Source organism: Mesorhizobium sp. L-8-10, assembly GCF_016756635.1.
In the GTDB taxonomy this organism is placed as follows: Bacteria; Pseudomonadota; Alphaproteobacteria; order Rhizobiales; family Rhizobiaceae.
The window spans coordinates 789,394-815,027 of sequence record NZ_AP023263.1 but is presented as its reverse complement, the minus strand read 5'-3'; the positions used below and the strand labels follow the sequence as shown (position 1 = coordinate 815,027).

The 25,634-nt window shown below is 62.1% G+C and carries 22 protein-coding genes and 1 pseudogene; 13 read left to right on the top strand and 10 right to left on the bottom strand.

All coding sequences use genetic code 11. The features are described 5' to 3' along the window. Positions 1-155: 155 nt before the first annotated feature. The 8 genes and pseudogenes from JN280_RS03660 to JN280_RS03625 all read left to right on the top strand — a co-directional run bounded on the left by JN280_RS03660 (position 156) and on the right by JN280_RS03625 (position 6,582). Positions 156-1,112: an MBL fold metallo-hydrolase gene (locus JN280_RS03660; RefSeq protein WP_202310157.1), complete on the top strand. Its 957-nt coding sequence runs from the start codon at positions 156-158 to the stop codon at positions 1,110-1,112. A 372-nt stretch (positions 1,113-1,484) separates the two neighbouring features. After that, positions 1,485-1,925: pseudogene (locus JN280_RS03655) on the top strand (cytochrome b N-terminal domain-containing protein); the annotation flags it as partial. 119 nt (positions 1,926-2,044) lie between these two features. Beyond that, on the top strand, positions 2,045-2,815 hold the full coding sequence (locus JN280_RS03650; RefSeq protein WP_202314513.1) for an SDR family oxidoreductase: 771 nt from the start codon (positions 2,045-2,047) through the stop codon (positions 2,813-2,815). A gap of 199 nt (positions 2,816-3,014) precedes the next feature. Beyond that, on the top strand, positions 3,015-3,845 hold the full coding sequence (locus JN280_RS03645; RefSeq protein ID WP_202310156.1) for an alpha/beta fold hydrolase: 831 nt from the start codon (positions 3,015-3,017) through the stop codon (positions 3,843-3,845). A gap of 96 nt (positions 3,846-3,941) precedes the next feature. Beyond that, positions 3,942-4,376 (top strand): cupin domain-containing protein, encoded by a 435-nt coding sequence (locus tag JN280_RS03640; protein WP_202310155.1) that lies wholly within the window; start codon positions 3,942-3,944, stop codon positions 4,374-4,376. Positions 4,377-4,465: 89 nt separating this feature from the next. Then, a complete protein-coding gene (locus JN280_RS03635) occupies positions 4,466-4,903 on the top strand; it encodes a CBS domain-containing protein (protein WP_202310154.1) in 438 nt (145 codons plus the stop codon). A 55-nt stretch (positions 4,904-4,958) separates the two neighbouring features. After that, positions 4,959-5,582: a glutathione binding-like protein gene (locus JN280_RS03630; RefSeq protein ID WP_244742902.1), complete on the top strand. Its 624-nt coding sequence runs from the start codon at positions 4,959-4,961 to the stop codon at positions 5,580-5,582. Positions 5,583-5,652: 70 nt separating this feature from the next. After that, positions 5,653-6,582: an SDR family NAD(P)-dependent oxidoreductase gene (locus JN280_RS03625; protein ID WP_244742899.1), complete on the top strand. Its 930-nt coding sequence runs from the start codon at positions 5,653-5,655 to the stop codon at positions 6,580-6,582. 145 nt (positions 6,583-6,727) lie between these two features. Here the strand turns inward: JN280_RS03625 and JN280_RS03620 are convergent, their stop codons facing one another. The 4 genes from JN280_RS03620 to JN280_RS03605 are packed head-to-tail and all read right to left on the bottom strand — an operon-like array spanning position 6,728 to position 12,469. Then, the gene (locus tag JN280_RS03620) at positions 6,728-7,432 is read right to left on the bottom strand and encodes a response regulator transcription factor (RefSeq protein WP_202310153.1); all 705 of its coding nucleotides are present in this window, start codon (positions 7,430-7,432) and stop codon (positions 6,728-6,730) included. A 2-nt stretch (positions 7,433-7,434) separates the two neighbouring features. Further along, positions 7,435-7,812, bottom strand: a complete 378-nt coding sequence (locus JN280_RS03615) for a response regulator (protein WP_202310152.1) — start codon at positions 7,810-7,812, stop codon at positions 7,435-7,437. Between the two features lie 2 nt (positions 7,813-7,814). Beyond that, a complete protein-coding gene (locus JN280_RS03610; protein WP_202310151.1) occupies positions 7,815-8,456 on the bottom strand; it encodes a response regulator transcription factor in 642 nt (213 codons plus the stop codon). Continuing rightward, positions 8,453-12,469 carry a PAS domain-containing protein gene (locus tag JN280_RS03605; RefSeq protein ID WP_202310150.1) on the bottom strand — a complete coding sequence of 1,339 codons (4,017 nt, stop codon included), beginning with the start codon at positions 12,467-12,469 and terminating at the stop codon, positions 8,453-8,455. Before JN280_RS03605 ends, JN280_RS03610 begins: the two co-directional genes overlap by 4 nt. A 286-nt stretch (positions 12,470-12,755) precedes the next feature. Here JN280_RS03605 and JN280_RS03600 point away from each other — a divergent pair, with 286 nt between their 5' ends. Beyond that, the gene (locus tag JN280_RS03600) at positions 12,756-13,277 is read left to right on the top strand and encodes a carboxymuconolactone decarboxylase family protein (RefSeq protein WP_202310149.1); all 522 of its coding nucleotides are present in this window, start codon (positions 12,756-12,758) and stop codon (positions 13,275-13,277) included. 230 nt (positions 13,278-13,507) lie between these two features. Here JN280_RS03600 and JN280_RS03595 read toward each other — a convergent pair whose 3' ends face one another. Genes JN280_RS03595 through JN280_RS03585 form a run of 3 tightly spaced genes read right to left on the bottom strand, consistent with a single transcriptional unit; the run spans position 13,508 to position 17,626 of the window. Further along, positions 13,508-15,235, bottom strand: a complete 1,728-nt coding sequence (locus tag JN280_RS03595) for a DHA2 family efflux MFS transporter permease subunit (protein ID WP_202310148.1) — start codon at positions 15,233-15,235, stop codon at positions 13,508-13,510. Further along, positions 15,232-16,530, bottom strand: coding sequence for an adenylate/guanylate cyclase domain-containing protein (locus JN280_RS03590; protein ID WP_202310147.1), 1,299 nt, complete (start codon positions 16,528-16,530; stop codon positions 15,232-15,234). The genes JN280_RS03595 and JN280_RS03590 overlap by 4 nt, the downstream gene beginning before the upstream one ends. Positions 16,531-16,576: 46 nt before the next feature. Further along, positions 16,577-17,626 (bottom strand): HlyD family secretion protein, encoded by a 1,050-nt coding sequence (locus JN280_RS03585; RefSeq protein ID WP_202310146.1) that lies wholly within the window; start codon positions 17,624-17,626, stop codon positions 16,577-16,579. An 81-nt stretch (positions 17,627-17,707) separates the two neighbouring features. On the opposite strand from JN280_RS03585, the gene JN280_RS03580 reads away from it, so the two are divergent. Further along, the gene (locus JN280_RS03580; protein ID WP_202310145.1) at positions 17,708-18,334 is read left to right on the top strand and encodes a TetR/AcrR family transcriptional regulator; all 627 of its coding nucleotides are present in this window, start codon (positions 17,708-17,710) and stop codon (positions 18,332-18,334) included. A gap of 345 nt (positions 18,335-18,679) precedes the next feature. Here JN280_RS03580 and JN280_RS03575 read toward each other — a convergent pair whose 3' ends face one another. The 3 genes from JN280_RS03575 to JN280_RS03565 all read right to left on the bottom strand — a co-directional run bounded on the left by JN280_RS03575 (position 18,680) and on the right by JN280_RS03565 (position 21,324). Continuing rightward, a complete protein-coding gene (locus JN280_RS03575; protein ID WP_202310144.1) occupies positions 18,680-19,048 on the bottom strand; it encodes an SPW repeat protein in 369 nt (122 codons plus the stop codon). Positions 19,049-19,312: 264 nt separating this feature from the next. Further along, positions 19,313-20,491 carry a patatin-like phospholipase family protein gene (locus JN280_RS03570; RefSeq protein WP_202310143.1) on the bottom strand — a complete coding sequence of 393 codons (1,179 nt, stop codon included), beginning with the start codon at positions 20,489-20,491 and terminating at the stop codon, positions 19,313-19,315. A 479-nt stretch (positions 20,492-20,970) separates the two neighbouring features. Then, on the bottom strand, positions 20,971-21,324 hold the full coding sequence (locus JN280_RS03565; RefSeq protein WP_202310142.1) for a hypothetical protein: 354 nt from the start codon (positions 21,322-21,324) through the stop codon (positions 20,971-20,973). A 597-nt stretch (positions 21,325-21,921) separates the two neighbouring features. Between JN280_RS03565 and JN280_RS03560 the strand changes: the two genes are divergently transcribed. The 3 genes from JN280_RS03560 to JN280_RS03550 all read left to right on the top strand — a co-directional run bounded on the left by JN280_RS03560 (position 21,922) and on the right by JN280_RS03550 (position 25,628). Then, complete coding sequence (locus JN280_RS03560; RefSeq protein ID WP_202304624.1) at positions 21,922-22,836, top strand: IS5 family transposase; 915 nt, start codon at positions 21,922-21,924, stop codon at positions 22,834-22,836. A 200-nt stretch (positions 22,837-23,036) separates the two neighbouring features. Continuing rightward, positions 23,037-23,675: a response regulator transcription factor gene (locus tag JN280_RS03555; RefSeq protein ID WP_202310141.1), complete on the top strand. Its 639-nt coding sequence runs from the start codon at positions 23,037-23,039 to the stop codon at positions 23,673-23,675. A gap of 108 nt (positions 23,676-23,783) precedes the next feature. Continuing rightward, positions 23,784-25,628: a PAS domain-containing sensor histidine kinase gene (locus JN280_RS03550; RefSeq protein ID WP_202310140.1), complete on the top strand. Its 1,845-nt coding sequence runs from the start codon at positions 23,784-23,786 to the stop codon at positions 25,626-25,628. Positions 25,629-25,634 lie beyond the last annotated feature (6 nt).

Here is a 25,634-nt window from a genome sequence, read left to right as displayed (position 1 = left end):
TGACCGACGCTTCCGCTCGATAGCCGCGTGGGTGGATGCGGCGCAATTTCCTGCGCAGAAGCCGGATGGCCTTCCATGAGTACGTGCCAATCCATGGGAGCCAGCGGCGGAGGTGGCCGATACGGCCTTGGCAAGGCGGTCAGCAGGAGACGGACATGAATCTGAACATCACCTCACATCCCTCGGTCAAGCACTGCGCCGACACGGTGAACGCGAGGTACATCCACGGTAGACCGGAGCATGAACTGGTTCCGTCGCGCTACGCGCTCAAGGTCGGCTCGATCGACGTGACGGTGGTCAGCGATGGGGTGCTATCGTTGCCGGGCGCGATGCTGGGCCACAACGCCGACCCGGCTGACCGTGCGGCCTGGCTGGAGGACAAGTTCCTGCCGCCGGACGTGCTCGAGTGGGCGCTGAACGTGGTCCTGGTGCGCAGCGGCGACCGGACCATACTCGTCGACGCCGGGATGGGGATGGAGTTCCCGGACTTGAAGCGGGCCGGGCAGTTGATCCGTCGGCTGGAGGACGCCGGCATCGATCTCTCGTCCGTTACCGACGTGGTGCTGACCCACCTGCACATGGACCACGTCGGCGGTCTGCTCGTCGACGGGGTGAGGGAGCAGCTGCGTCCTGACCTGCGGATCCACGTGGCTGACGCCGAGGCCAAGTTCTGGGAGGCACCCGATTTCTCCCGCGTCTCCATGCCGCCGGGATTCCCGGATGCGCTGCGGCGGACGGGCAAGCGCTTCTTGGAGGAGTACCACGGCCAGATGCGGACCTTCGAGAACGAGTATGAGGTGGCGCCGGGAGTGCTCGTCCAACGCACCGGCGGCCACACCCCCGGGCACAGTGTGGTCCGGCTGGCGTCCGGCGGCGGCCGGCTGACCTTCGCCGGCGACGCCGTGTTCCAGGTCGGCTTCGACCACCCCGACTGGTACAACGGCTTCGAACACGACCCCGAGGAGGCGGCCCGCGTCCGCGTCCGTCTTCTGCGGGAGCTGGCGGCGAACCGCGAGTCGCTGGTGGCCACGCACCTGTCGTTTCCGTCCGTCTGCCATGTGGCCGCCGACGGCGACGTCTTTCGCTGGGTGCCGGGCCCCTGGGAATACTGACCGCCTGTTTTGGTTAGGGCCGTCGAGGAAACGCGCCATGATCGTCTGTTCGTGCAATGTGTTGAGCGATCGGGATGTCTGCTCCGTCGTCGAGGCGGAGCAGCCGCGCTCAATCAGCCAAATCTATGGCTGTCTCGGCTGCAGCGCCAGATGCGGCGGTTGCGCGCGCACCATCCGCCGTCTCATGGACGAGGCGCTCGGCAGCACCCGCGCGTCATCCTGCGGCGGTTGCGCCCGCTCCTCGCAATCCTGACTCTGCCGCCAGCGGCGACAGCCATGCTGACAGGTTCGCTCGCGGGACGGCCTGGCCGATCTACCCGCGCAACGGCATCAGTCGGCCGGGAAGCCCGGCCGAGGACCAGAGGCAATGCGATGAGCGGTGGACATTCTACCTATGTTCCCAGGACCAGGATCGGACACTGGTTCGATGCCCGACTGCCGGTGCTGCGTCTGGTGCATGATCAGTTCATCGTCTATCCGGTTCCGCGCAACCTGAACTACGCCTATTCGTTCGGGGGCATCCTGTCGATGATGCTGGCGGCGCAGATCGTGACCGGAGTGGTGCTTGCCATGCACTACGCGGCCGACACGACGCTGGCCTTCCAATCGGTCGACAAGATCATGCGCGACGTGAATTCGGGCTGGCTGCTGCGCTACCTGCATTCGAACGGCGCATCGTTTTTCTTCATCGCGGTCTACATCCATGTGTCGCGCGGCCTCTATTACGGCTCCTACAAGGCGCCCCGTGAATTGCTGTGGGTTCTCGGCTGCATCAATCTTCTGTTGATGATGGCGACGGCGTTCATCGGCTTTGAGCCGACCCTTCGGCTGGCGATCGAGCGGGCCGTCGACGCGCCTTCTCTCATCGAGGAATGCACCGGCCGGGCAGTGGTCCAAGCAGATCTTTTTTGAAGTCAGAACAGGAGAATGACATGAAAATCGTCGTTATTGGTGGCACCGGCCTCATCGGATCCAAGACCGTCGCAAGGCTGAGCGTGAAGGGCCACGACGTATTGGCGGCGTCGCCGAATTCGGGTGTCAACACGATCACCGGCGAAGGACTTGCAGAGGCTCTGTCGGGAGCGCAGGTCGTCATCGACCTGGCAAATTCTCCGTCATTTGAAGACAAGGCCGTTCTGGAGTTCTTCGAGACCTCCGGCCGGAACCTGCTCGCCGCGGGCAAGGCGGCCGGCGTGAAGCACCACATCGCGCTCTCGATCGTGGGCGCCGAGCGCCTGCCTAAGAGCGGCTACATGCGCGCCAAGATGGCCCAGGAAAAGCTGATCCGGGACTCCGCCATCCCTTACACCATCGTTCACTCAACGCAGTTCTTCGAATTCCTGGGTGGCATCGCCCAGGGCGGAACGGTGGGCGACATTGCAACGGTTTCGTCCGCGTATTTTCAGCCGATCGCTTCCGACGACGTTGCAGACATCATGGCCGACGTAGCCCTCTCCCAGCCGATTAACGGCGTGATGGAGATCGGCGGCCCCGAGCCCTTCCGCATGAACGAGCTGGTCGCGCGTTTTCTGCAGCTCGCCAACGATCCCAGGAGGGTGATCGGCGATCCTCATGCGCTCTATTTCGGGACCGAGCTAGACGACCGCTCGCTTGTCCCGGGCGCGGGCGCCCGCATCGGTTCGAGGTCGTTCAAAGACTGGTTCGACCACGCCTCGCCCCGGCGAAGCGGTGTTGCGGCGTAACGGCACCGTCTGAAGAGAACTCGAAAGGGATTAAACGATGAACCGCAAGCTGCCCTTCGCGCCACCGGCAAGTCGCCGAGCCGTTCTCCTCGGCGCCGTCGCCGCGAGCGTCGCAACTGGATTGCCCAAATTTACGCTCGCGCAAGAGGCAGCCGACCAAGAGCCCAACTTCCGTAGCTCACAGCAAGGATCAAGCAACATGAGCACCATTACCACCAAGGACGGCACCGAGATCTACTACAAGGACTGGGGTCCGAAGGACGCCCAACCGATCGTCTTCCATCATGGCTGGCCGCTCAGCGCCGACGACTGGGACACGCAGATGCTATTCTTCGTCGGCAAGGGGTATCGCACCATCGCCCATGACCGGCGTGGACACGGCCGTTCCGCACAGGTGAGCGGCGGTCACGACATGGATCGCTATGCCGCCGATGTGGCGGCGGTGGTCGAGCATCTCGGTCTGAGGGACGCGATCCATATCGGCCACTCGACCGGCGGCGGCGAAGCCACTCATTACGTCGCCCGCCACGGCAACGGACGCACGGCGAAGCTCGTCCTCATCGGAGCAGTGCCGCCGATCATGGTGAAGACGCCTGCCAATTCTGGCGGCCTGCCCCTCGAAGTGTTCGATGGCTTGCGCAAATCACTCGCCGGCAATCGAGCGCAGTTCTATTTCGATTTCGCGAGCGGTCCCTTTTACGGCTTCAATCGACCCGGCGCGAAGCCAATTTCGGGCGTCATCCAGAACTGGTGGCGGCAGGCCATGATGGGAAGCGCCAAGGCGCAGTATGATGGCATCAAGGCCTTCTCGGAGACCGACTTCACCGAAGACCTCAAGGTTATCGACGTTCCGACGCTCGTGATGCACGGCGACGACGACCAGATCGTCCCGATCGCGGACTCCGCATTGCTTTCGTCAAGGATCCTCAAGCGCGCGACACTGAAGGTCTACGAGAAATTCCCGCACGGCATGTGCACTACGCATGCCGATACAGTGAATCCCGACTTGCTCGCATTCATCAGGTCATAGGCTCGCGCTGCCTCCCAAGCGAGAGCCCGATCGCCGGTCGTTCCCCTCGGCCGGCGATCACCCCGTAAACCAAGCCGCAAGAAATGGAGCTAAACGATGCAAAGGACCATCCTCAGTGCCACCGCCCTCCTGGCCCTCATAGCCACGGGAGCGGTTGCCGACGATCAGAAACACGCCACAGCCGAACAGCCTTTCAAGAACGTGAAGTTGGTCTACGACCATCCGCTTCCCAACGTTCCGGGCAAGAGCATGAGGGGCGTGCTCGTCGATTACGAGCCTGGCAGCAGTTCGCCTGCACACCTCCACCCCGAGTCGGCCTTCATTTATGCCACTGTTCTCGAAGGCGCGATCAAGAGCCAGGTCAATGACGGGCCGGTGACCACTTATCGCGCCGGCGAAAGCTGGTCGGAGTACCCCGGCGATCGCCACAGGGTCAGCCAGAATGCCAGCGAGACCGAGCCCGCACGGCTGCTGGCAGTGTTCGTCGTCGATACCGACGATACAGATCTCGTGCTGCCCTTCGAAGAGTAAGGTCGTGATTTATCGTCCTTTCGAAACGGGAAGCCGCCGCCGAAGCACTGAAGAGCCCGGCGGCACGACAGCAACCGAGGACGGTCGCAATGCTGATCGACAAACTGCATGCCCTCACGTCGTCGCGCCTGGCCGTGATCGACGTCAATGCAACGGTGCAGGCGGCCGCCCTTTCGCTTTCCAGGCCTGGCATAGGCCTCGTCGTGGTGTGCAATGCCGGCGGAGGAGCGGAAGGCGTGCTCAGCAAATCCGACCTCGTGCGCCATCTCACCGGTCCGACGCCGTCGACGCCGCCGGTGTCCGGCCTGATGAGCAGATCCATCATCTCGTGCAGTCCGCAGGACGATGTCCATGGCGTATGGCAGACCATGGCCGCGCGAAGCCTGCAGAACATTCCGGTGATCGACGGCGGCGCCAGGCCTCTCGGCATACTGGACATACGAGACGCGATGAAGGCGCTGTTTGAGCAGGAGGAAATGCAGGAGCGGATGCTCTTCAATTATGTCACCGGCGTCGGCTACCGCTAGCCGCTTGGCCTGTCGCGATGCCGCGCCTGCTCCAGGCATATCCCTGAAAAGGATCGTGAACGTGAAACTATATTACAGCCCGCTGGCGTGCAGTCTGGCCGATCACATCGCCTTGCTCGAGGCGGGCATGCCATTCGAGCGGGTGAGCGTCAACCTGAAGACGAAGCAGACGGCTTCGGGCGGCGATTTCAACGATGTGACGCGGAAAGGTTATGTTCCGGCGCTGGTGCTGGACAGCGGAGAAGTCCTCACCGAGAACATCGCCGTCCTCGATTGGCTTGCCACGGAGTATCCGGCGCTCGGTGTTCCAGGAAACCTTGGCCGCACGCGCGTGCTGGAAGCGCTGGCTTTCATCTCGACCGAGGTGCACCGCAGCTTCAAGCCGATGTGGCATGCGAGCAGCGAAACCCAAAAGGCACAGGCAAGAGCGACGATTTCCAAGCTGCTGGACATTCTTTCGGGCGATCTTGCGGGCGACTACCTGTTTGGCGCAACACCGAGCGTAGCCGATTTCTACCTTTTCGTGATGCTGCTGTGGGCTGAGCGCTTCGATGTCTCCGTTCCGGCGCCACTGGTTGCTCTGCGTCAGCGCATGGCGAACCGTCCGGCCGTGCAGCAAGCAATGCGGCACGAAGGGCTGATTACGGCAAATGACCGGCAAGCATCCACCGTCGCATAACGAAACGACGGCATCTTCGTCGGCCGTCTTCGGCCGTTCCGATCGATCCGACGCCGATGGGAGCGGCCGAGTGGCCGACGAAACGACGCCGGCATCCGAGATCCTGTGCCAGGACGTGCAACTCGGCGAGGCGTTGGAACTGACCTTCCCTGCGAGCGATCCGATCGCGGTGTTCGTTCCCGAGCGTTCGCGACACACCCATCAATCCTACAATTTGTCAGCCCGAAAGCTGCACAGGAGCGAAATCATGTCCACACTGGATAACAAGGTCGTCATCATCACCGGCGGAAGCTCCGGCATCGGCCGGGCCGCGGCGCTGGGCTTTGCCGTGCAAGGTGCGAAGGTCCTCGTCACCGGACGCCGCGCGGCAATTCTGGACGAAATGGTCGCCGGGCACCCGAACGTCACGGGCCTCGTCGCAGATGCCGCGGAGCCCGCGGATGCCGCGCGCACCATCGCGACGGCGATCGACACATGGGGCCGCCTCGACGTGCTGGTGAACAATGCCGGTGCCGGCGCTCTCCTGCCTCTCGCCGATGCAACCGCCGAGCAGATCACCAAGATTTTCGGAGTGAATGTCGTCGGCCCGAGCCTGCTGGCGGCGGCTGCCCTGCCGCATCTGCGCGCCGCGAAGGGAGCAATCGTCAACATATCGAGCACGTTCGGCCACAAGCCCGGGGCCGGGCTTTCTCACTACGCAGCTAGCAAGGCGGCGCTGGAGCACCTGACGCGCTGCTGGGCGCTGGAACTCGCGCCTCTCGGGGTGCGCGTCAACGCGGTTGCCGCCGGCCCGACCGAATCCGGTGCGCTGACGGGCATGATGGGGCTCTCCCCGGAACATGCCGCGGTGATCGAGGAAGCCGAGCGCGAGCAGATACCGCTCAAGCGGCGCGGCGTTCCCAACGACGTCGCCAGGTGGATCATCCATCTCGCCGATCCGGCGTCGGACTGGGTGACCGGCCAGGTGATCGCCGTCGACGGAGGCCTTGGCCTCACGTGAGCGCCTCGACCGGCTGCACACCTCTAGCCAGATCAGATCTCTTGCTCGACTTGGCCGAAACGGCCGGCTCGGCCGTTTCGGCCTTCACCGGCGGCGCGCCGCTCGTCAGGCGCGCCGAGCCCAATTGGACGACGCGGGGATCTGCTCATGCCGCAGTCCTGGCCCCGCCGACCTCGCGCATCGGCGCCGGCAGCGTCTCCCATGCCCGGATCAACTCACCGATGGAAGCCGCCTCCATCTTGCGCATGACGTTGCCGCGGTGCAGCTTAACTGTCACCTCGCTGATGCCGAGATCGAAAGCGATCTGCTTGTTGAGGCGCCCCCGCGCAACCTGACAAAGAACCTCCCGCTCGCGTGGCGTCAGCGTCTCAAGGCGTTCGATGTTGCGCTTGACGACCGCTGATGCAGCCCGCCGCGCTGCATCCATGGCGACACCCTCAATTACGGCGTCAAGCAGCGTCTGATCCCGCACCGGCTTCGTGAGGAAGTCCACCGCACCAGCCTTCATCGCCTGCACGGTCATCGGGATGTCGCCATGCCCGGTCAGGAAGATGACCGGCTTGGGATTGCCCGTTTGAGACAGATGACGCTGCAGGTCGAGGCCGCTCGCTCCCGGCATGCGCACGTCGAGGATCAGGCAACCGGGGCTGTCCAAGATGTCGGCGTCGAGCAATTCGCGGGTTGAGGCAAAACACGTCGGCTCGAAGCCCGCCGACAGGATCAACTCGGACAGCGCCTCCCGAACGGACGCGTCGTCATCGACAATGATGACGAGCGGCTGCTCCATCTCACTCCTCCGCTGCGGTGAAAGCGGCGCCGATCTCCGCTGGAGCGGCTGGTCAATTCTCATGATTACCCTCCATTTTCTCGGTTGCGTAAGGCATCTCCCACGGCCGCAAGCAGGGCCTGGGCATCGAAGGGCTTGCGGAAAAACCCGCTGATGCCCTGTGCGCGGTGCTGATCCGCTATCTCGTGGCGGCCAGTGATCAGGAACACCGGCAGCTCTGGACGCGCCTTCTTCACCACGTCACGAAGTTCAAGGCCGTTCATGCCAGGCATCCCTATGTCGGTGATGAGCACGTCCACGCCGGACAGCCCACTGCTGAGCAGCGACCCCGCCGACGAGAAGCTGCGGGCCATATAGCCTGCGGACTCCAGGAGCTCCGCGAGCGACTCGAGCAGTCTTGGATCGTCATCTACGACTGCCACGACAGATCTTTGCTTGCTCATGCTCAGTTCCCTCCCGCTCGGCGCGAGTGGGTGATCGGTATTTGCAGTCTCTCCGCGATACGCACGAGATCGGCGAGCGATGCCGCTTCCATTTTCTGCATCACGTTCCTTCTATGAATTTCCAGTGTGACTTCGCTGATCCCCAGTTCGGCGGCGGCCTGCTTGTTGAGCAGACCACTCACCACCAGTGGAAGCACCTCGCGTTCGCGCGGCGTCAGCTCGAGATAGCGTTCCCTCAAAACACCAAGGTCGGCGCGCTCTGATCGCTTTTCCCGATCCTGGGCGATCGCCGCTTCGATTGCGGCCATCAGATCCGCATCACTGGAAGGCTTGGTCAGGAAATCCACGGCGCCGTGCTTGATCGCCCGCACGGATGACGGGATGTCGCCATGCCCAGTCAAGAAAACGATCGGCGGATGATCGCCCTGCGCGATCTGCGTCTGCAGATCAAGGCCGTTGATATCCGGCAATTCGACGTCGAGGATGAGGCAGGCAGGGACGTCCGGCTTGTCCGCGCGGACATAGTCGCCGGCCGATCCGAACGTCATGGCGCGCATGCCGTGCGAGGCGAGCAGCTCACTGAGCGCCTCCCGGATACGCGCATCGTCATCGACGATGAAGACGATATGGTCGCCCCTCGTCATGCCGTCGCTTTCGCGTCAACGGGCAACGTGAAGACGAACGTTGCGCCATGTGGTTCGTTCATCTCCGCCCATAGCCGTCCGCCGTGTGACTCGACGATCGAACGGCAGATCGCCAGCCCCATCCCCATGCCGTGCTCTTTCGTCGTGAAGAACGGCTCGAATATCCTGTCGGGAAACTCGACGCCCGGGCCGCGATCGCTGATTTCGGTCTGGACCACATCCCCTATGCGGCGCACCCGCATCCCAAGAACTCTGTCGCCCGCAACAGACTCCATCGCATCCATGCCGTTCCGAATGAGATTGATCAGAACCTGCTGAATCTGAACACGATCCAACGCGACAGGCGGAAGGTTGTTTTCGAGATCAACGTCTACGCGAACGCGCCGCCGCACCGCCTCCTCAGCGATGAGGTTGCGCGCTTCGGCAATGATGCCAGGCAGCGACGTGCTGTTCTTCGATTCCACGGATTGTCTGAATAAAGCGCGGATGCGGCTGACGACGTCTGCCGCCGAGTTGGCGTCCCGGATGATGCGCTCGGCCGTGATCTTCGCACGCTCGACGTTTGGAGGCTCGGCCGACAGCCAGCGGTGGCATGCGTTTGAGTTGGCCACGATCGCGGCCAGTGGCTGGTTCACCTCGTGCGCGATCGAAGCCGAGAGCTCCGCAAGACTTGCAGCCTGAGCCGCTCGTGCGAGCTTGTCGGAGGCTTGCCGCAGCGCCTCCTGCGCGTGCACCTCGTCGTCGACGTCCAGATTGACGCCGTACCATTGGACGATGTCGCCGTCTTCGTTCCGCAGCGGCTCGGCCCTCCCCTCGATCCAGCGGTACACCCCATCGTGTCGACGCTGCCGATAGCGCATAGCGAACGGTTCGCCCCTACTAAAGCTATGCTTCAAAGCCCGGTGGACAGCAGGCCTATCGTCGGGGTGGACGAGGACGCGCACGGATCGGTCCATGCGCGTCTCCCCCGGAACGTCGAATTCCTCCTGCTGAAAGCCATGAAAGTCCGTGAGGCGCTTGTTGGCGTAGATTGGCTCGCCGGCGGGAGTCGCGAGGAAGATCAACACGGGCACTGTGTCGATGACCTGCTGGAGGCTCCGCTCGCTCCGCCGAAGCGCCTCCTGCGCGCGCACCTCATCGTCGATGTCGATAGCGACCGCATACCATTGCACAATAGCTCCGCCTTCACCGCGCAGGGGCTCGGCACGGCCCTGCATCCAACGATATACGCCGTCCGAACGACGCAGGCGATACGTCAGGGAAAAGCTCTCGCCCGTGACGAGGCAGCGGCTGAGTTCGTCCCCGAATGCTGTTGCGTCGTCCGGATGGATAACGGCCGCAATAGCGGCCGCTAGCCGGCTCACGCCCGGCTTGTCCGTCTCCGCTACGTCCAGGCCGAGAAAATCGCTCAAGACCTTATTGAAGAAGGTCGGCTCGCCGTCGGGCGCCAGACGCGAGATAGCGACCGGTACCACGTCGACGAGTTGCGCAAGTTCCCGCTCCCTCTGCCGCAGGGCTTCTTCGGCGTGCACCCGATCGTCGACATCGTGCGAGAGGCCGTACCATTGGACGATGCGCCCGCTCTCGTCGCGCAGTGGCTCCGCGCTGCCATCTACCCAGCGATACACGCCGTCTGCACGCCGCAAGCGATACCTCATGGAGAAGCGCTCGCCGGTAGCGATGCTGCGGTTGAGCGCTTTCGCCACGCCGGCCGCGTCATCGGGATGGGTGACGGTCTCTATAATGGCCGCCAGTCGGCTCGTGTCCGGTTTGTCCGCACCGGCTATGTCCAGGCCGAAAAAGTCGATCAGGCGCTTGTTGAAGAAGTTCGGCTCGCCTTCGGGAGAGAGCCGCCAGAGGTAGCTCGGAACCATGTCCACCAGCTGCGAGAGCTCCCGTTCCCGGTCGCGGAGCGCTTCTTGCGCGCGCACCATGTCGTCTACGTCGAAGTTCACACCGTTCCATCGCACAATCTTGCCATCGCCATCACGCATTGCGGTGGCGTGTGTTTGGACCCACCGATACACGCCGTCGAACCGCAACTCGCGATGCCTGGCCATGAACGGCTCGCCCGTGGCCAAGCTTTGGGCGAACGGAGTTTTCACCAGTTCCAGGTCGTCGGGGTGGATCACCGCGGCGAGAATGCTGGAGAGCCGCGCGTTGTCGGGCTCGTCTTTTGCGTCCATGTTGAAGCCGTAGAACTCGCGCAACTGCTTGCTGAAGTAAAACGGCTCGCCACCCGGTGTCGTGCACCAGATGCGTGCGGGGAGCGTTTCAACGAGGTCGCGTAGCGAGCGCTCGCTTTTGCGCAGCGCCTCCTGCGCGCGCACTTCTTCGTCGATGTCGAGAGACACGCCGTACCATTGCGCAATCGCTCCGGCTTGATCGCGCCAGGGTTCCACCCTGCACTCCGCCCAGCGAAAGGCGCCATCCTTTTCGCGCCAACGAAACCGCATCGCGGAACCGCCGCCTGTTTCGAAACAATTCTGTAGCGTTTGCTGCACCTGGGGAGCGTCTTCGGGATGGATCAGCTCCTGCAGCAACTCTTCGATGCGGGGCTCCTCGATGGCTCCGAAATTGGCGATAACGGAGCGGAAATGGTCTTGGTATCGCTTGTTGAAGTAGACCGGTCCGCCCGTAGGCGTCGCGCTCCAGATGCGGACCGGCACGGCGTCGATCATCTGCTGAAGTTGCCGCTCACTCCGCCGGAGTGCCTCTTCGGCGTGCACCTGATCGTCGACGTCGTGACAGAGACCGAACCACTGGACAAGGCGTCCGTCCTGATCGCGCAAGGGCTCGGCGCGGCTCGACATCCAGCGGTAGACCCCGTCTTCCCGGCGCAAGCGATACAGCAGCGCAAAGACCTCGCCGGTGGCTAGGGAATGGCGGAGCGTGTCCGAGAACGCAATCCTGTCGTCCGGATGGACGCCGGCCTCTATCATCGCCGTCAAACGGCTCGTGCCTGGCTTGATCGTATCCGCCAGGTCCATACCGAGAAAATCGACCATGCGCTTGTTGAAGAAGATCGGCTCGCCGTCGGGCGCGAGACGCCAGACGTGGCTCGGAACCATATCGACAAGTTGCGAGAGCTCCCGCTCGCGGTCGCGCGATGTGACCAGCGCCAACTGACGTTGCCGGGATATAGCCGCCACGATGAGCGCCGAAGATGCCGAGATGGCCAGGAAAAGCTGCAGCATGACCTGCCTTTCCCTCTGGGACTCGGGATCGCCGACAAACTGGCTGTCACCGGATATTGTAAGCGCCATCGTGATCAGGGCGAGGAGCGTCAAAGCGACGGCGGCGCCTCTGAACTCAAAGCGCGCCGCGGCCCAAAGAAGGGGCGGCATGATGATGTAGGGGGTGGGCAGATAGACGTCGCTCAAGGAAAGCGCGGCGACCCCCAGGAAGATCAGACCCAGGACGCCGGCCTCCACCCGCTGCGCGGGAGAGAGTTGGGTTTTGCTGCGCCAATACTGGATCACGACCAATGTCGGTGGCGCTACGAGCAGGATTCCGGTGGCGTCTCCAATCCAAAACAGCGGCCACACCGATCTGAAGGTTTGCGATTCCACGCCAAACCACGCAAGCGTCGCGCTTCCGACCGTCGCGCTGATGAGCGGCGCAGCTCCAGCGCCCAGTACGACGAACGCGAGGACTTCCTGCAAAGTTTCAAGCCGAACCGGGCGCCCGCATGCCCGGTTCACAAGCGTTGCGCCGACAGCCGCGCCAAGGGCGTTGCCCACATAGATCAGAAAGCCCGCAGGCAGCGGACTGTGGAACCAAACGAATTGCGCGAACATCTCCGCCAGGCAGCCCGCCAATATCCACCACGGCCAACTGTAAGGAGAGGTGAGGATGAGCGTCGCGATGAAAACGCCGCCCGGAGGCCAAATGGAAACCGTTATTCCGGGGACGATTGCGAGCGCCTGGGCGAACCCGCAGCCCAAGACATATGCCGCAAAAAATAGCCCTAAATTAAGGAATTGCGGGCGGTGCGACCAGACGGACATCATCGGCTCCTCCTGCTTGGCAAAGAAGGGCTGGGGACTGCCAGTGCTTGATGTAGCACTTCTCCTCGATGTCTGGGCCGGCAAACTCATACCCGCACCCTAGTCCCACCACGCCGCAGCCGCAGCCTATGGAAATCCATGAGGCGCTGCTCCGAGGCGTACCCAGCCTAGCCTTCAGGATGATGCTGCCTAGACCAGGCGAGCGGCGACATGGCCCCTCGCATCATGGCTCGAGCCGGCGCGTCCGAGCATGATTTGCGCGCGATAAACCACCTTCAAGGAGACACTTATGAACATCGCCGCCAAGCCTCAGGCGCAGGCCGGAACCCCGAATGGGCCTCGCATCAACTGGGCCGAGCAATCTCCGGAACTCGTGAAGAAGTTCACCGGGGTTGCCATGGCACTCCGTGCAAGCTCGATCGAGGAATCCATCCTCAATCTTGTCGATATTCGTGCTTCGCAGCTCAACGGTTGCTCCTTCTGCCTCGACATGCATGTCAAGCAGGCCAAGATGCACGGTGAGCGCGAACTGCGCCTCTACCACTTGGCGGCGTGGAGGGACTCGACCCTGTTCACCCCGCGCGAGCGCGCCGCACTCGCATGGACGGAGGTCTTGACCAAGCTGCCGGACCAGGGCGTTGCGGACGAGATCTATGAGCGTGTCCGCACGCAGCTGTCGGAGAAGGAGATCTCCGACCTCAGCTTCGCTGTCATGGTCATCAACGCGTGGAACCGCCTCAACGTCGGCTTCAAGACCGTGCCGGGTTCCGCCGACGCAATGTATGGCCTGGACAAGGCGGGGCTCAATTAACCCCCTATCGATCGGCAGCGCGGCTCTCGCCGTGTCGCCGCGACTCCCTGGCGGTGCCCCTGCGACCCGCCGGGAAGCGCTTTCGAGATGCAGGCGTATCGTTCAGTCGCTTCGGCCGGCTTCCGCCGTCTTTGCCGCCCGCTCCCTTACCCATCTCATGGCAATCCGGGAACTCACCCTTGGCCGACAGGCATCCGCGACCTGGCGGCGACACACATCCAGGACATTTGTCAGGCTGGCGCCTGCGTGTCTTCCACTTGCCTCTGACTCCTGTCGACGAGGACATTCGAGGCTAAGGTTGGAGAGGGCCAGTTCGGGGCCATGTCGGGCGTCGTCGCGATCACCATCGGGACTGCGTTTAGCTCCAGGGACGGCTGTTCTGTACGCTTTCTCATGTATCGCGAGAGGCCGATCTTGATCGCGACCAGCACGGGCGCGGCGATCACAAACAGCAGCGCGACAGCGTTGAACGCGGAGTCGAAGGCGATCACTGTGGACTGACTCGCGACAGCTCTGCCCAGCAGGCTGGTCGCTGCCCGGCCGGCTGCCACGGGATCCATTCCTTTTGCCGCGAGCATGGCTGTCGTCGCCGCCAGACGCTCGCTGACCGCGGGAATGCCTGCGCTGACGTTTGCGCCGAGCACCGTGACGTTGGCGGCAACGTTATTATCGATCAGTGTCTGGAGTCCGGCGACTCCCATAAGACCGCCAAGCTGGCGACCCGTATTGAAGAGGCCTATGCCTGATGCGAGGTTTTGGTCATTGAGCTTGCCGAACGCGATGAGGGTGATCGACAGGAACAGGAAGCCGAGGCCGAGACCACGCAACAGAATGGCCGGCATCATGTCGTCCGCGCCGCTCTCGATCGTCGAGCCGGACAGCATCCACATCGCAGCCATGATCATCAGGATTCCAAAGGGCACAGTGGCGATCGGAGGAACACGAGGGACCTGCATAAGGAAAGCAACGATGAGAAGCGCACCGATGAAAAGCGCGCCGCTCGGCAACAGGAGAAGGCCGGCGTCGGTTGGGGTGAATGCAAGGACGGATACGGCGAACGACGGGATCAGGAACGCGCTCCCGAACAAGGCGGCGCCGGCGACAAAACTGACGATGAACGCGAAGGAGAAATCCTCCGACCCGAACAAAGTGAAATCCAGCAGGCCTTGGCCTTTGGCCATCGCCTGTTGGCCGAGAAACGCCAGCAGCGCGGCCGTGCCGATCACTGTCAGCCACAGGATGCGGGATTCCTCGAACCAGTCCCACCGGCTGCCTTGGCTGAACACATAGGTGAAGCAGAAAAGTGTGGTGGAGACGAGCGAGAAGCCGATCCAGTCGAACCGGCGGCGTGCGACATTGATGGGCGCCGAATAGCCCGCGAGCAGCAGAAGTCCGGCCGCCGCCAACGACACCGGGACGACGCTGAAGAAGATCCAGGTCCACGACTGGCTGTCGAGAAGCCACCCCTGAAGGGCGGGGGCGATCGTCGCGGGGGCAACCACCGAGCCGATTGCGAACAGGGCCTGAAGGATCGGTTGATACCGTCGCGAATAAGCTAGAAAAATGATGGCCTGCCCCGCCACGAGCAGGATGCCTCCGGAGAAGCCTTGCATCAAGCGGAGCACGACGAGCAGGTCCAATCGAGCCGTGATGGCAGCAATGGCGCAGGCAGCGCCCATGACCAGAGTCGAGCCGATGATCAGCCTTCGCGGGTTGATGCGGTTCATCAGCCAGGCAGCGGCCATGAACCCAATCAGCTTCGGAGCGGTATATCCGACATCCAGCCAGGCGAACTCATCGGACGTTGCATAAGTGTCGCCGATGATATCGCCTCGCCCGAGCGACAGGACCGTGCTGGCGATCGCCTCCGTCAGAGCGGCGAGCACTATGCCCGCGACGAGAAGAACCCCTGCCGCAGGTTCCTTGTGAGTCGGCATTGCAACGAGGGCGACGGTCATGACCCGGTCCCTCGATCATTTCCGACACTCATGTCGGCAAGATGGAATCCACGGTTCTTATGTCCTATGTGGAGGCCGCCATTGAGCAGGCTGTCGGCAAGCGAATAAAGTTCGACCGGCTCGAAAAATCCTGTGAGTTCATGGCGGCCGATCGCCATCGCCATTTTAGTATCGAGAAGCTTGGCAAATCGCTCGGACATCAGGATCGAATGCCTGGTCGCGCTGCATACGGTCTGAATCCGGCTAACAAGATTGACGTCAGGCCCTATCATCGTGAAATCGAGCCGCTGGCCTGAACCGATGTTGCCGTAGCCGACTTCTCCGTAGTGCAGCGCGATGCCGGCGTGCAATTCAGCGTCGGGCGGCTTGAACCGGACCAAGCCGTCCTGGGCACTTAGCGCACCTTGCAAAGCCGCAGCGCAGGATGCAGCAGGACTGTCGTGATGAAAAAAGGCTAGCGCCGCATCGCCCATGAATTTGATTACTTCACCGCCTGCCTGGGTGATTGCCGGCACAACCAGATCGAAGTAGGCGTTTAGCAGCTCGAGGACACGCCCTCCGGGCAGTCGGTTGGACAGCTCGGTGAACCCGCGCAGATCACAGAGCATCAACCCGGCCTCGATCGTTTCGAATTCGCCGCGGCGGATGTGGCCCGCCATGACGCGCCGCGCAGTTGTCGCGCCGACATAGGTATTGAGCAGTGTCAGCTCGACTCTCCTAAGAGTCAGGATCTCGCAGGCATTGCGCAAAGCTGGAACGATCCGGCTCAGAACTGCCTGCTCAGATGCGGTGAAGCCGGTTTGTCGCCTGGTCGAGAACGATGCGGCACTGACCAGGCCGTCGGCATTGCGCAAAGGAACAATGGCGAATTCCACGAGATCGCGTCCCTGGAAAAGATCGGTATGGACCCACGGCGGGTCGGCGGAGCCGTCAAGCCGCACGACCAGTGGCTCCCGCGACTCCATGACATGCCGCAACGGGCTCCCGGCGAAGCCTGGTGAGACCTCGATGCCGTGTTCCCTGCTGCGGACTTCCACGGCTTCGTCGGGTGCCCACAATACGCTGCGGCCAAATACTTCCGGGTGAAGCGTTCTTAGGTGGAGCGTCAGTCGGTCAATCGGCAGGCCGGCCGCGCGGAGGCGCTGTCCAAGTCCCGCAGCGAGACCGGCGTCATCGAGATCGTGGCATTCATCCCCCGCCAGCCATTCGATCAGTTCGACCGCGGCAGCCGAATGGCCGCCGGGGCCGTCGCCGGCCGTGGGGCGTGTTCCAGATTTGCCGCATCCTGCAATCATTGTTCCGTCCCTTCGCCTTGGCACGTCCATGGCGCTGGCCGCGATGCTAGCGTGGTAATTCCATTGAGCCGCCGCTCCTGTCATCTATATCGACACGTGCGGACAAGCCTGGGACGAGGCGGCCGTGCAGTGGATTGCCGACCAGCCGGATCTTGACGGGAACGCGCTGGACGACGCGAACGAAGTTCCCTGTCGCATTGTCCGCGGGGAGCAGGCTGAAGGCGGACCCGCTGCCTGGCGAAAAGCTGTCCACAACGCCCTCAACAGTCTCGTCTGGGAAGCCGTCGATTGTAACATGCACACGCTGACCGGCCCGGATACGTTCGATCTGGGTTTCTTTGAAGTTCGCCACGACCCACAGGTCATTGACCGGAACGATATCCAGCAAGGAGGCGCCGGGCGCCACAAGCCGGCCGATGCGAACCTGGCGGTTGCCGATAACGCCGCCGATCGGCGCACGTACTACGGTGTTGTCGAGGTCGATTTGAGCGATCTCTTCTGCGGCCCTTGCTTGCGCCACCGCGGCTACCGCGGCTTCCCGCTGGGCGTCGAGAACGGCGATGCGCTGCCGTTGCGCCTCGAGCGCTGCCGATGCCGCCGCTACGGCCGCCTCGGCCCTCGACCGCGTGGCGTCGCTTTCATCGACTTGGGCCTGACTCACTGCGTTGGTGCGAATAAGTTCGCGGCGGCGGTCGGACGCCTTTGTCGCGAGGTTCAGTTCGGCCTCGGCCGAACGCCTCTGGGCTTCGGCCTGCCTGATGAGGGCATGCTGAAGCTGGATTTCGGCATCGACATTGCCGAGGCGCGCTTGGGCGGCTTCGACGTTGGCCACCGCTTGCGCCAGCCGCGCGCGATAGTCCCGGTCGTCGATCCGAAACAGGACGTCACCGGCTTGGACGGCCTGGTTGTCCCGAACCTCTACCGCAGTGACGTAGCCAGCAATCTTTGGCGCAAGCCCGGTCACGTCCCCGCGAACATAGGCGTTGTCGGTCGAGGTTTTGTCCGAACGGGCCCAAGCCCATCCCGCACCAAGGACGATCACGGCTGAGAGGCACAGCAACAATCCGATCGTCTTTTTCCTGCTATGTTGCGGCATGACGGCCTCCGGTAATAGGCGTTACCATTGACGTTTATGGTAATGATTGTTACCAGTCAAGAGATGCGATGGAGTGAATGAATGGCTGCGGCTGCAAGGACCACGCGGCGCAACGGCCGCCGGGAGGCTCTTCTTCAGGCGGCTGCCGAGGTCTTCTTCGAACAAGGCTACGCCGCGACGAGCATCGACGCGATCATCGAACGCGCCGGCGGGTCGAAACGCAACATTTACAATGAGTTCGGCAATAAGGAGGGCCTGTTCTCCGCAATCGTCAAGGAAAGTGCAAACAAGGTGCTGTCGCCCCTGGTGATTGAGGAAATAGAAGGGCACGATCTGCGGGCGACACTGACGGCGTTCGGCCGGCATTCCATGGACGCCTACATGTCGCCCACCTTGATCGGAATCTACCGAATTGCCATTACCGAAGCCAACCGCTTCCCCGACCTCGTGAAGTCGTTCTACGAACAGGGGCCGGGGCGCACCACGATCCGGCTCGCCGAGGTGCTCGAAGCCGCCAGGGAACAGGGGGAAATCCAGGCGGACGATTGCTTGCGCCTGGCCGGGCACTTTGTAGGCATGACCCGCGACAACCTTCATCTGCAGGTCGTTCTCGGCCTCCGGCCACCGCCATCGGACGAAGAAGCGCAGGAGGCGGTCGCTTCCGCCGTGGAAACTTTTCTGAACGGCGTTCGACGCGGCCAGAAGTAGAAGGGCAATCGTTGCCGTCAGAATCGAACCGTTTGTGCCGCGTTCGACCGGCAGGCCTCGACGTTGACATGCCTCCCGGGCCTCATGAATGCTCCGCCTCACATCGTCAATGATCCGCCTCACATCGTCGGCGCAGACGTTGTCGCGCCTCATCAGAAGCTGAACGATAGGATCGTCCAGCATCTCTTCGAGTGTTGGTTCAGGACTCACAGGATCCATGATCTCTTCCCTTGCCGGCTCGGGCTTGCGGGGTGGGTTCTCACCTGTAACCCGCCGAAGCATCTGAAAGGACGGTCGCAGAAACAGCTCACGCGCCCGTCCCCTAGTGCTTGGCCTTCGATGGCATTACCCGGCGTCGGACTTGGTGCTCGAGAGCATCTGCGCCTTGCTGCCGCTCGAAAGCTGGATGATGGCGATCGTCGCGACGCAAAGCCCAGCCAGGACGTGCGTCCACATCGCCGCCTGCGCCGATCCGAAGCCGAGCAGGAACGGGGCGGCTACCGCCCAGCATCCCAGGGCGAGATTGGACCACTCGGCCCAGGCTCCATAGCGATAAAGCGCCACGGCGGAGCAGCAGGCAATCAGCACGCCGACGATCCCCGCATTCCAGGCCGCGGCAGGCAGCTTGGCGAACGCGAAGGCAGCACAGGCCAGACCTGCGCCCAGAACGAGGTTGGTCCACTCCAACCCCTTGCTCGGTAGTTCATTTGTCATCTTTGTCTCCTTCTCCAGTCCGGCTCCGTACCCACGCCGTCAATGGCTGGGTGGCCGGGTGCGAGGAGAATGAGGCGGTCCCGCGCGACAGCCTATTCTACGCAGGCATCTGTCAGACGATCCTAAGGTCTAGTTCGGCTGAGCGCGGTGCTGGTGAAGAATATCGAAGCGCTTGGGGTCATAGCGTTCTTGGGCGTAGGGAATCCGCCTTTTCTTACTGTCGAGCATGCCCCTGCCGAGCGGAACCCGACTCAGGATGCCCGATCACAGCCGCCGGTCGGCGAATACAGGTCGGTCTTTCCACAGGTTTCCAGCCAGGAAACCGGCGTAGCCGAGGTCATAGACGGCGCGCATATAGCTGGCGTTGAAAGGATCGAGCATTGAGTAAGGGACTTCAGCGTCTATGGTGGCCAGATGGAAACGTGCCCCGGTCAGCTTGGCGTAATTGTACAGGATTGCCAACTCGCTCTGCGTCTGGGACTTGAGGAGGATGGTGTATGCCCTTGCGATCACAGACAAGGTGCTGTTCCGCGTGGTAGCGAACTCCGGTATGAGCGCGTTGTTTACGATCACATGGAAATCGACACTCTGGCGCTCGCTCGGCACGAGAGGATTCGTGCTTGCCAGAATTGCCTGTGGAAGTATCAAGACTTGCGACGTCGACCCTCCATCGGAATGCATTTCCTGGAAGCGACGCCCTCCTGACTCGGCCTCGATCATGACCGCTGGATAAACGCCCGGAATGCTCGCGGACGCGACCATAACGTCCTGGAACAGCTTCAGGGCGTCTGGTTGGCCGCTATTGGCGATGGCGCCCATGTTCCACACGACGGCACGTTGGGTGTCGAGGTTGGTCGTGAGGATCAGGAGGCGACGGCCCTTGCGATGTAGGGCGGCAACCTGCTGCAGGATCGCGGGTGTGATGAGGTCCTCGACCATCCGCCTCATTGGCGTTGATCTCAGCAAGCTCGATCCAAGCAACCCCACGGGAAATTTGGTTGCGACAAGGTCGTCGGCGACGCCGCTCGTAAAGAGATGGACCAGCGTATCGTCATGAGCCGATCCGAGGAACGCGAACGGCGCGATCAGGGCGCCAGTGCTTACGCCGGTGACCACATCGAATTGCGGGCGGGTTCCGGCAGCGCTCCACGCCGAAAGCACGCCGACGCCGAAGGCGCCTCCCGCACCACCGCCGGAGATCATGAGGACATCGAGGCCATCCGGCTCGGTTGCCGGCGTCCAGTCGCGAACGCCTCCCGCTGCGATCCGAGCGTCGCGATATATCCGGATCTCGCCATAGCCGGGGATAGAAGCCCTCTCTGCTTCTGCAGCGTCAAGCGGTATGTCCGTGGCGGCGATCCGACTGTCGCAACCCCGGAACCAAACGAATGTCGCAACCAGTGCCGCCAGCCCAACGAGCACCGATACTTTCAACGGACGCAAACTGAATCTCCAACGTGCTTGGCTTCGTGAACGCCGGAGTAAGTTCGCTCTGCCTGATGGCCGCGGATCTCCGACGTCTCGGTCGAACGCCTGGCTTCCGGTGAATGAGACTCGATCTTCATCAGGCAAGCCATGACGCCGGCAGCACGACACGCCCAACGTATCACGCGTATGGCGTGCTCATCGCTCGGTGATGAGCCGCATGGAGCAGGCTATCTGGAAAGCGCGGTTGTAGTCGATTAATTCAAGGATGATGGCGGGCCATACCGCGGTATAGGTGGTCTGCTGCAGTGACGTCGGGAGACCGCAGTTCTATCCGCTGTAATGATGGCTCCGTGCGCGTTTCCATCGTCTGAAGGGCACGCCTGACCCCCGACAATTCCAACCCGCCAGACTGCACCACGAAGCAGGCGCCGAGCGCGAGGAGATGGAGTGCCAACGCGGCTTTCATGGCTAGTTCAATCGTGAAGGCCCGCAGCCTAGTAACCCTTCGGGGGAACGAAGAGGCAGATGGTCCTGCTGTCGTCGGCCCCGGCCACCGAGCACCAGTGATAGACACCGTCTGGGGAATTCTTCACCCGGCCGTCTCTATAGGCGACGACCTCGCCGGTCCCGTTGATGACGTAGCCTTCCGGTCGCTCGCTGATGGCCTTGTCGCTGACCCGGCGGCAGTCGATGCCGGAGCAGCACGAGTGCGGGTAGCTCCAGCCCAATGGCTTGGCGGTTGTGGGCAGCGCCTCATGTGCACTGACCGGGCGCGAGAGCAGAATCAGCGCGAAGAACACGGCGGCAAGGGAAGCGCGGTGGAACGGCATTGCGGTCGAATTGCGCATTGTTTCCTCCATGGAGGCCTTAGCCAGTACAGAGGAGAATGCGCCAAGCCGCGGCGCTACCCTATTCTTCAGGGGTCTTTGTGATGCTCTGCACAAGTACAGGACACTTGCGCTTGGCGCTTGTGAAACCAGTCAGGATAGGCACTGTACAGCGGCTTCTGGCGCAGTAGCCGATTGCTGTGATGGCGGTGCGCCACTTTGAAAGCGGCGGAGTCCGGGGAGATTGGAACCCGCGGTCCGCACACCTATACCGAGGTCCAGGTCAGCTAATCAAATCGCCAGATCCGATCACCCTTTGTAGTGTTGCGTTGCCCGCCGCGACACAGATACGCAAGACCGGACGTACAGATTACGAAGTGACGGGCATAACCGGCCATCGATAAGTTCCGGCAACCTCGCGTGAGGCGCGGGCCTGGTTGACGTGTGACAGAAGCGCGGCTGATACTGACTGCGTGAGCGCGGCCAGTTCGTGTCAGCTTATGAGCGCTTTTCAAAAGTCCCAACTCTATGATTCAATAGAGAAAAGCTAGGATTGATTCGGCTATGTCTCGTCGTAACTTGGCGCAACCTTCACTCGCCGATGCATTGGTGCGTGACGTGAGCAGGGGTAACAAGTTTCTGGAAGAAGTGCAGAAGTTGATCGATTGGTCGGCTTTCGAGGTGCTGTTCCGGGAAATCCATAACGATGCTCTGGGGGCGCCCGGCTACCCGCCGATAGCAATGTTCAAGATTGCGCTCTTGCAGCAATGGTACGGCCTGTCCGATCCGGCGGCGGAAGAAGCGGTGGCCGACCGGCTGTCGTTCCGCCGCTTCTGTGGGTTTCCGCTCGATCAAAAGACACCGGACCACATGTCGATCTGGCGCTTCCGCCAGAGGCTGGTCGAACTGGCGCTTCAAGATAAGCTGCTTGCCGAATTGAACCGGCAGTTGGAAGGGCGCGGTCTTCTGGTAAGGCGCGGCACGCTGGTTGACGCCACCATCATCTCGGCGGCGGTGGCCAGGCCCGACTACGAGAAGGGCCAGGTGTCGGCGCGCGATCCGGATGCAGGCTTCACGCACAAGCACGGCAAGACCTATTTCGGCTACAAGGCCCATCTCGCCGGCGACGCGGAGAGCGGGCTGATACGCCAGGCGGAGATGAGCTCGGCCGATCTGCATGACAGCCAGATGGGCGCTGTGCTCATTCAAGGTGACGAAGAGGCCTATTACGCCGACAAGGCCTATGACAGTCAGGCGCTGCGCGACGAACTGGCGGATCGAGGCATCAAGGACCGGATTGCCTACAAGGCCAAGCGGGGCAAGCAGCAGCCGAATTGGCAGAAGTGGATGAACAAGGTCGCCGCCAGCGTGCGGGCCGGCATCGAGCGGACCAACGCGACGATGAAGAACTGGTACGGCATGGCCCGGGTTCGCTATCTCGGCCTGGCGCGCAACCACTGCCATCTGCAGCTTGTCGCCTGCGCGATAAATGCCAAACGGGCGCTCGTTCTCGTCAAGGCCGGCACGGCCTGAGGGGAAGGCTGCGTCCAAAATCAGGAAATCGAGGGCAAAATCGGGAGCAAGTGAGCAGAAACTGAGCCGATAGGCTGGAGAAAGTTGCGCGGATCGGCGGCGACGGGCCGCTGATGCCCGCCACATACGGGCGAAGAACGTCTAAGGGCGGGACGCCCCAACTTTAGAAAAGCACTCCTTATCTCCCCGAGGCGAGAGTCATGGGCGTGACAACTTCAGGAATCGCAGACAGTCCCATAACAATTTTGGTCGACGATGATGCAACGGTCCGTGACGCTCTGGAGGAGTTGCTGAATTCGGTCGGCATTGAGACGATGTCGTTTTCTTCGGGCCAGGAACTATTGGACGCCAAACTGCCGGACCGCCCAGGCTGCCTCGTTCTCGATGTGCGAATGCCGGGTTTGAGCGGCCTCGATCTTCAGAATCTCCTTGCAACCAAAGGCATACTAACGCCGATCGTATTCTTGACGGGTCATGGCGACATCGCCATGAGCGTCCAGGCGATGAAGGCGGGGGCAGTGGATTTCCTGACCAAGCCGGTGCGCGACCAGACGTTCCTTGACGCGGTGTCAACCGCTATCGCCAACGACGTCGAGCAAAGAGCGGCATCAACCGTATCGCGCAAGAACCTGGCCCTTTATGAGACCCTTACACCCCGCGAGCGGGATGTGCTGAGGCTTGTCGTCTCCGGTGCGATGAACAAGCAGATTGCATTGGATCTCGGCATCAGTGAGATCACCGTAAAGCTCCATCGGAGCAACATGATGAAGAAGATGAACGCAACGTCCATCACCCATCTCTTCAACGTGTGGCAGTCGCTTCCAGTCGAGAGCCGCTGAGCGGCTTCGGGAGAGGACAAACTTACAATCACGCGTTGGGGCTCCGAAACTGACTCGGACAGCGGCCGCGAGTGAATCGGACGCGGAGGGCGCCTCGAGAGGTCTGAAATGGAGCTGACGTCAACGAGACAGCGCCGCGCCGCGGCATCGGTGATCGGCGCTGCGAGCGTCTTGCTGGCACTATTGGTCAATGAGCCGTACGTTCTGCTGGTCGCCGTCGCAGTCATATGCATCTGCATCGGCTGGGAGGCCGGCTTGGTGGCCGTTGCCGCGGCCGGTCTGCTTTCATCAGTGATCCTGCTTCCGCAGGAGTCAGGGGCGACGAGCGGGGCGGTCCGGTTGGCCGTATTTGTCGTCGCGGCATTGGCCCTGTGGTTCGTGATAAAGATTTTCAGGACCATGAGCTTCTATAGCCGGGTCTACCGTGATGCCGGACCCAGTATTGCCGATATTCCAGGCCTCGGATGGTCGGCCTCACCGGATGGCCGCCTTCGCGCACTCAATCCCGCGGCGCTCGAATATATGGGTGTGACGTCCGACGAGATGCGCAGGATCATGGATGGCGGTGATTATCATTGGACGCAGTTTATCCATCCTGACGATGTCGAGGCGAGCATGGCGCGATGGCGTCACAGCCTGCAGACGGGCGAGCCTGTGATCGACGAGCATCGTGTGCGAAGATTCGACGGAACGTATCGATGGTTTCGCGACACCGGGATTGCCTCGCGCGATGAGCACGGAAGGATAACCGGTTGGTATGGCCATACGGCGGATATCGACGATCAGAAGAAGGCCGAAGCTGCGTTGCGTGAGCGTGAGCGCGAGCTGCGTTTGCTGGTCGATACAGTTCCCACCATGATCTGGCTGATGACGCCGGCGGGACTGCCGTACTATTTCAACAAACGGTTTGTCGACTGGGCGGGCATCGACTCGGCTAAGGAACAACCGCGAGGCACGCGGCAATTTGCCTCGCATGTGGAATTGTTCCATCCCGATGACCGGGCAGCCGTCAAGGCTGTGTTCGAGAAGTCCTTTGCCCGTGGAGAGCCACTCCAGCACAAGGGTCGACTGTGCCGGAAGGATGGCGAATATCGGTGGATTGATTCGCGCTTCGAACCGCTACGCGACGAAGACGGCACCATCCTTCGCTGGTACGTCGTCAACTTCGACATCGACGACGAGGTCCGCGCCCAAGAATCCCTGCGTCTGGCGGACGAACGGCTCGCGCGCGCCTTGCGCGCCGCCAGCTTGTCCGAACTTTCGGTGTCCATTGCGCACGAACTCAACCAGCCGCTTCAGGCGGTCGTGGCCAACGCCGGCGCCTTCCAAAGATGGCTGAACGCCGATCCGCCAAACTTCAATCACGCCAGCCGGGTCGCCCAAAAAATCATCAGAAACGCCGACGCGGCGGCGCAGGTGATCAGCCGCATCCGGGCGCTGTTCAGCAAGACCGAGGGCGAACCGCACGCGATCGATTTGAACGCTGTGGTCCGCGAAGTGTGTGATCTCCTGGGTGACAGGCTCGTATCGAGCAGCGTCAAGCTTGACCTTCAACTCGATCCCGGCCTTCCTGCCACGGCTGCCGATCACGTTCAGATGGAGCAGGTCGTCCTCAACCTCGTCCGCAACGGCATCGAAGCGGTGCAGGACGTCAGCATCGATGCGCGAAGCCTGCGGATCGTGTCGCGTCAAAATGACGGTACAGTCGAGGTCGAAGTGCGAGACAGCGGCCGTGGGTTCAGCGATCCGGAACGGATTTTCGAGGCGTTCTACACAACCAAGCTGGAAGGAATGGGAATGGGTCTGGCAATCTGCCACTCGATTGTCGAGGCACACCGCGGACGGCTTTGGGCGGAAAATGTCGAGACAGGGGGCGCATCCATAACCTTCAGCCTGCCCATCCGCGCTGCCGATTCGACCAAGACATCCACCGGCGCGACAATAAGCGCCTGAATGAGC